Origin of the sequence: Bacteroides sp. GM023, assembly GCF_014750685.1 — a bacterium.
GTDB lineage: Bacteria > Bacteroidota > Bacteroidia > Bacteroidales > Bacteroidaceae > Bacteroides.
Genome location: NZ_JAAXGE010000027.1, coordinates 1 through 7,008 on the forward strand (window position 1 = coordinate 1; position 7,008 = coordinate 7,008).

Sequence of the window (7,008 nt, forward strand, 5' to 3'; positions counted from 1 at the left end):
TCTAAGTGACAGAGCAGAATTTAAGATAATCGTTCCGCATCCATCCGTATTGGAAAATCCAAAGGTTTCTATGTACTATCTTTCTTCGCAGACTGTATGCCCTGCTATGCTTCATAATCCCCAGATACGAATTGACAGAAGCTGCCAGCTTCTCAAAATCATTTACTCCCTCTTCATGCGTGCGTTTCAACATATTATTAAAATTCGCTTCGATTCTTCTACCCGCGTAGCATCTGTAGGGTTTCATTGTCATTCCCAAAAACACAATTCCTTTTCTTACATCTTGAAGCACTATTTTATGAGGGTGTAATGTTAGTCCTGTTTCCTCTTTCAGATACTGTCTGATGACGGGCAGGAGCTCTCTTAATGTGTTCTTGTCGCGATGTACGATATAAAAGTCATCTACATAGCGGCCATAATGTTTCATTTTCAGGATACGCTTCACGAAGTGGTCAAAATCATTCAGATAGATATTGCTGAATAACTGTGAAGTCAGATTGCCGATAGGCAACCCGCAACCCTCGCGGGCGTTAAACAGGCTCTTGTCGGCAGGTAGTTCCTCCCAGTCGGACGGATTTCCTTTTATAATACAATTTGCCGTCACATCACAAAAAATGACCTGTTCCAGCAGAAAGAGCAAAGTCTCCTTGTCAAGCCAGTACATACCACATTTTTTTTCAGCCCCCCGGTAGCTCTCCCACTTCGCATTGATATGCCGACTTAGCTTTCTGAAAAGCATCGACCTGTCGATTGACATAAAGTACCCCCGTATATCCAGTTTCAGTACATAGCAATCGTACTGGTAGTTTTCCGAACAACTCCGTATATGATGCTCCAGCCGTTCCACTCCGAAAAGCGTTCCTCTCCCCTCCAGGCAGGCATACGAATCGTATATAAAGCATGGGGTGAACAACGGAGCCAACTGACGGTAAAGTAAATGATGGACTACCCTGTCTACGAAACCCGCCGCAAAGATTTCCCTCTTCACAGGCTTGTCCACAACAAAGCAAATACTCCGTTCCGGGCGGTAGCTACGCTCATCAATGGCTTTTGCCAATGCTACGAGACGATTCTCGTAGTCCAGTTCAAAAAGAAGTTGGCAGACGGTATTCCGTTTGTTGCGACGAGCCTCGAAGTAAGCCTCGAACAGCTCCTGCAATAATTCATAATTCGTTTGCATAGGCATTTATTCAGTATATATTTTTTTTTAAGTAAAAGAGAGAAGGTGACCTGTTCTCTGACACAACGCACGGAATACCCGTTCGACCGATTGTTGTTGTTCGCGTTCACCGACCCCGTCTGCACGTTAAGATACCAGCCGTTGTTACTGCCATTGGGCGACGACGACCAGAAGTAACCGTTCCACTACTCATACAACAAAAAGCGTTGACTAGTTGTGATACAAGCCCCGCCGGGGCAAACCGGCAGAATATTACCGGACCAAAGTCCGGTAGGCTACTGAACAGTTCTACACTCTCCATGCTCACCAATTTCCTTCGATGGCATGGATTCCGGCCTTACTCCTTCTCTCTTTATACATTCTATTTCTTGCTTTCAATACTTCCCGTTTGTTTTTTTTCTTCGTATTGTTTCCACGCCACCAGTTGCTTGGATACCGACTCAATATCAACTGAAATCCTCGAATACTGTTTCAATGATAGTTGTTTCAGATCGAACAAGATACGTACCTGTATACGTATCCCTTCTATATTTTCCCTGCACACTCCTATCAATTCTCTTTTGTCTGCCTTCGAGTTTGTCCTATACAGGTTCAGCATCATCTCCAGCATATCCTTTTTCAGACTTTCGCCTATTGTATACCGATAATCGCGCTGAAAATTACGGCTTATCGTATACAAATATATCAATAGGGCGTAAGTCGCCTTAAATACCGGTAGATTCTGATAATGCGCCATGTATTTTCTTCTGAATAGAACTTAAAAATAGCACACACTCAATCGGAGTGACCGCATCTAGCCGAAAGTCCGATACTTCCCTCAGGATGCTTTTCCACGAATCACCTCTATCTTCTATTTGCCGGACTGTTTCGGACATCTGCATCCTCTCTTCCCGCTTCAGCTCTGCTTCGCGCTTCCAAGCGGCATATTCATCTGATGAGAAGTCAAAATCTCCACTATTGGCTATCCAGTACTTATCGTCCACTTCAGTCAAGGTACATAAAGCAAACTTCTGCTTTAGCAATTCACTAGGGAATCCGATGTGGAAATAAGGCTCTCCGGACTTTTTTAACTTGCCGATGTTCACCTTGTATGGCTTTAAATATCTGGTGAACAAATAGGCCGATTCATTGTACATCTTGATAAAGATGCCTTCTTTAAATAAATGTATTTCCGGATTGTCCGAAGAAAAAAGGTTGATTTTATCTTTAATGGTACTCATATTGGCTTTGTAAAAGAATTAATAGTAAAAAACGACCGCTGCGCGGTATTGGAGTTCGGAGGCCTACAAGCCTCCGAACAAGAGACAAATAAATCGAATTTATCTGACACAACGCACGGAATACCCGAGCGACCGATGGTCGTAGCTCGCGCTCACCGACCCCGTCTGCACGCGAAGATACCAGCCGTAGTTACTGCCATTGGGCGACGACGACCAGAAGGCACCACCAAGCCAAGTCGGCGATGCGCTACTACCACTCAGCGGAAGCCAACAACCCACGTAACTTCCATCACTTCTGACATCGGATAAAATATATGCCCGCTGCTTGCTGAAACGTATTTTAGAGGCCATAGCACTTTGTTCAGCAGACGTGGGCAGTCTCCATCCTGATTCCCCATAGTTTTCCTGACCGAACTGTGGACATACTGATGCTGGCTGGGCTTCATTGAAATTAAAATACGTCCCTTTGTACAAAATGTTATCATTATCATTATGCGCCGGGTCGTTGGTATAGTTCAATCCCAGCATATCCGGTCCCGAATTGATTTTCAGCGGAGCACCGACGTTCCGGTCCGCCCAAATGATATCTCCCGTTTGCGGTTCTCCGATTTTACAACCGCTCCTAATCCTCACTGGAAAAGAAAGCGCAAATATCACCTTACCGGAATCGGGATTCGGTACCGCTGTTATGGTGATCGTTCCCAAAAGATCGGGATCTCCGGGACCAGTATTGAATACATGCAGGTAAAAATTCTGTCCACTCTTGCCTCCGGATACTTCATCTTTCGTATTTGGATTATCCGTTCTATGAGGATAGGCCCGTGCAGTATTATTGGGGCTTCCCAATGACAAGTAAGCGTCCGCGTTCTTATTGAAGGTGCTTTTCACCTCAAAGGTATAGTCAGCCGGATCGGCCAGTTGCACCAGGAACCCCCTGACATAAAAGGGCGAATTCACAACCGAAGAAGAGGGGGAGAACCCTTCTATCTCCAATGTCCTGTTTGAGAAATCCGGATTGACGGTCATCGGATAAGGCGTGCGCTCCTGTTTGAAACTGATGACGATGGGCGTCACTCCGTTGTCCACGTTGCCGTCGGGTGTCAGGCGGCTGACGGTTAGCTTTCCAGTCCGTTCATCCCCTCCATTGGGGAGAAAATTCAACTGGATATAACTCTTATTGGCTCCGGTTGTCTCATACGGCGCCACAAAGTCGTCCAATCCATCGCTGCCTTCAATCTTCCAGCGGGAAGAAGGGCTTCCGGTGACCACCTGAAAGGCCAACACAATCCCCTGTCCGGGCACGGTATAATCGAAGTTCCCCGTGCGTCCCTGTACAATCAGCGTACGCGAATCCGCTGCCGACGAGAGCTGTATCACGTCTACGTCCAGTACCAAAGGCGGATTGGGTTCCGGGTGAATTCCAGTCACTCTGACCTCCAGTAAGGCATTGTTGGAGAACTGGCTCGTGTTATTTCCGTTGGCGATGATACTGAAACTTTTGTCGTTTATCTTTTCGTAGCGGAAAGCACTCGTGGGATTTTGTTTCCATTCCAGGCTCCACCCTGTGCCCTCTTTCACGTTTACCTTCACTGTACCCGATTCGCCCGCTTCATTGCCTAGCAAGACAGAAGTGCGCGACAGGGTCAGGAAGTTACCCTGCCCGTCGGAGTTGGTATTAGGGTCATCCTCCTCCCACTCATCATCTACGGCATAGTCCAGCAGTTTCTCTTTCTCGCTCGCCGCACCCGATTCGTTATTGGCGCCTTCTTTTTTCACGCTGTTTATCACTACGGTGTACACGTAATTGCGTTTGAGTACCTGGCTCATGCCGTTGCTTCCTATATTGGCGCGGTAGTAAGTCAGGCGTTCGGTATTCGCCGCTTCACCCTCTTTCTGGTAATATCCGGCTATCATCAGGTAAGTGGTTTCCTTATCGTCCTGCGCCGTGTATCCCACGATATTGGGATAGGCATACAGCCCCCCGGTCGTCAGGTCTTGCCGCGTGCCACCATCTTCACCGCTCATCGGTGCGGGAGCTTTCACATAGCCCTGCGGATAATCATGGTCATCCGTGGGAGGAGTGGAAGCCACACCGCTTATGATTTCTCCCAAGGGGGCGTCCTGATGGTAAAGGTAGCCGCGAGAGCGGTAGTTACACACTTTCGCCCATTTGATTACAAGGCGGCCGGCGGCAAAGTGACGCAGGTCTATGCGAGCCACGGCACGGCTGAATTTCACCGACACTCCGAGGGAGATGGTATTGGGTGCCGGTCCGGTCAGTGTGGTTTCCTCACCGTCCGCACCCGCCAGTATTCCGCAGAAAGGCAGCGGCACAGTCATCCGTGCCCCCTGTGCCGATTGTGAATAGACCTTCTCTTTCATCTGGCTGAAAGTCAGTCCCTGATTCTGATAAACGTAATCGTCGAGCTCCAGTCCTGCCGGGCGGAAGTTCCTGTAATTTCCCACAATCACCACTTTGTACTCCACTCCTTCGGCCACCTCCGCGGGAAGTTGTAGCGGGAAGCTCCCAACGGTGGTTCCACCACCTCCAGGAATGGTGACGGTCTGGTGGGCGGCATAACTCCCGTCCGACGCCTTGTAGAAAATCATCGCTACATCGTTTACTATCTTTTCATTGCCTTGCGCGGCGATGGCGCGTGTCTGTGCCCGGTCGAACGAATAGGGTAATGTAAACGTGCGTCCTTGGGGAAGATCCGCGTTTTCGGTGTCCTGCCGGACGCATCCGGCGAACACCATGACAATTGTCAAGGTAATCGGAATGGCGGATAAACCAACCGCAATGAATCGGGCGAAAGTTCTTCGCATAATGTTCAAAGGGAAAATAGGAACTGTAGTCTTCATATTTTTATAATATATCTGTTTCTGTTATCAAGCTTTTCTATGTTCAACGGGACGCGATGCCCGGTACGCTAAAATTCTTTCGGGATTTCTCCGCCATCCGCCCACTCTTCCGAAGTGTCAGGCTTTTGCACAATATGGATTGAGAAGACCAGCCGGTGTATCACCACGGTCAACGTGGCACTCTTTTCCTGACCTTCTGCCAGTGCAGTACGGGTTCGTATCAGCAGGCTTCCTCCTGTTTTCGCAGCAGGTCTTGTCACCTCGAAGTCGTCATTGGCAATTGTCGCGTCGGTGTAGAAGTTCATCCCGTCCAGGCTCATCCGCCACTCCCCAGGCTCCACGTTACTCTCCGCACCGATGGTTCCGGCCTGTCCGGCATTGCCCGGCAAAAGGATATTTTTCTGCTTCACATATACATGATCCACGCCGTCGAAGTAAACATCCTGCGACCAGTCGTTCCAGCCCAGTACGGTGGCGGCAATGTTCACCCGGCGCGTTTCGTAGGCTTCTTCCGGAGTAGCTTCCCCGTCTCCCTGTACGGAACGGATGCTGACAAGGTAGCGATGGTTGCGCAGCAGGTCAACGAGTACAGTGCCATTGCGGAAGTCGATGCGGTAGTAAGTTTCGGCATGTCCATTATAGGATCCTCCTACTACAATTGCACAACGGTTTGTATGGTTCAGGTCACCCGGCTCCGCGTCTGCTCCCTGGCGTATGTCCGCTTCGGGCAGGTAGACGGATGACGTAAGGGAGGTGGCGTATGCCGGAACCTCGTACGCGAAGGGATTTTCGATGTCGGCAATCCCTCCCGCAGGCGAAGGAAGGGTCACTCTCTGCAAGTCCGTATCATAAACCCTTTCCACAGGCATGAATGCGTATCTGTCATTGGGTTTGAAGATGAACACTTTCTTCAGTTCGAAAGGAATAGAATTTCCATCGCCGTCCATCCCGTTCCAATGCTCCGGATTCACACCAAGGCCGATATCTACACGCGCCAAGGCACGTACCATGCTGACAGTCACATTCTGCGGACGCCGCGAGGCTATAATTTTCTGTTGCGCCTCGCCCCACATCACGAAATCGCCTGCTACAGGAGCCGGGGCTGTCGTATACGCATTGCTGACCAACATCTGTTGAATCCCGGCATACGTCTTCCCCTTATACGAGTTCAGGTTCTTCATATCCAGCAGGAAACCTGCATTGGCTATCACGATGCACCGGAACTCCTGCCCCGCACTGCCCTTCACCTCCAGATTGGCGGAAAAAGTCGTTTCGGTGTCGCTTGGTTGGAGTAAATTTCTTCCCTTCACCACCGAGTGCACCTTGTTGTCTTCGGCATACAGGAAGAAAACGTAGACATTGTCCACCCTTCCTTCTTTCTTCTGCTCCTCTTCACTCGTCCTACGAGTGGAGGTGGACTTTCCCTCTCCGCCGAAACGGGTGACTAGCCTGATGGTCACGGGCATGGGTTCTTCCGCTCCGGAAGACTCTTCGCCGGGGTAAGCGGAGTCGTGAATGCACCCTCCTGCCGCCAAGCTGAACAGCAGTAATAATAACCACTGATAAGCATGTAAGGGGTGGCACGGCCTCATTTCATTTATTATTTTCATTTTGGGTCTTATTCAGGTATTAAGTCATATCGTTCTTAAGGGGGGCTATACATCATCATCCATGGGCACATACTCCCAACCGTTGACAAAAACACGTATAGTGGTATGAGTACCGTCACTGCCATGGGTGCAAGTG

At 49.3% G+C, this 7,008-nt stretch carries 5 protein-coding genes; all 5 read right to left on the reverse strand.

Annotated elements, in window-relative coordinates; translation table 11 throughout:
* Position 1 precedes the first annotated feature (1 nt).
* On the reverse strand, positions 2-1,180 hold the full coding sequence (locus tag HC965_RS26330; RefSeq protein ID WP_191034175.1) for an RNA-directed DNA polymerase: 1,179 nt from the start codon (positions 1,178-1,180) through the stop codon (positions 2-4).
* Between the two features lie 361 nt (positions 1,181-1,541).
* On the reverse strand, positions 1,542-1,916 hold the full coding sequence (locus tag HC965_RS26335; protein WP_191034176.1) for a four helix bundle protein: 375 nt from the start codon (positions 1,914-1,916) through the stop codon (positions 1,542-1,544).
* On the reverse strand, positions 1,885-2,400 hold the full coding sequence (locus HC965_RS26340) for a hypothetical protein (RefSeq protein ID WP_191034177.1): 516 nt from the start codon (positions 2,398-2,400) through the stop codon (positions 1,885-1,887). The genes HC965_RS26335 and HC965_RS26340 overlap by 32 nt, the downstream gene beginning before the upstream one ends.
* A 99-nt stretch (positions 2,401-2,499) precedes the next feature.
* Positions 2,500-5,262, reverse strand: a complete 2,763-nt coding sequence (locus tag HC965_RS26345) for a DUF1566 domain-containing protein (RefSeq protein ID WP_191034178.1) — start codon at positions 5,260-5,262, stop codon at positions 2,500-2,502.
* A 68-nt stretch (positions 5,263-5,330) separates the two neighbouring features.
* Positions 5,331-6,872 carry a fimbrial protein gene (locus tag HC965_RS26350; protein ID WP_191034179.1) on the reverse strand — a complete coding sequence of 514 codons (1,542 nt, stop codon included), beginning with the start codon at positions 6,870-6,872 and terminating at the stop codon, positions 5,331-5,333.
* Positions 6,873-7,008: the final 136 nt, after the last annotated feature.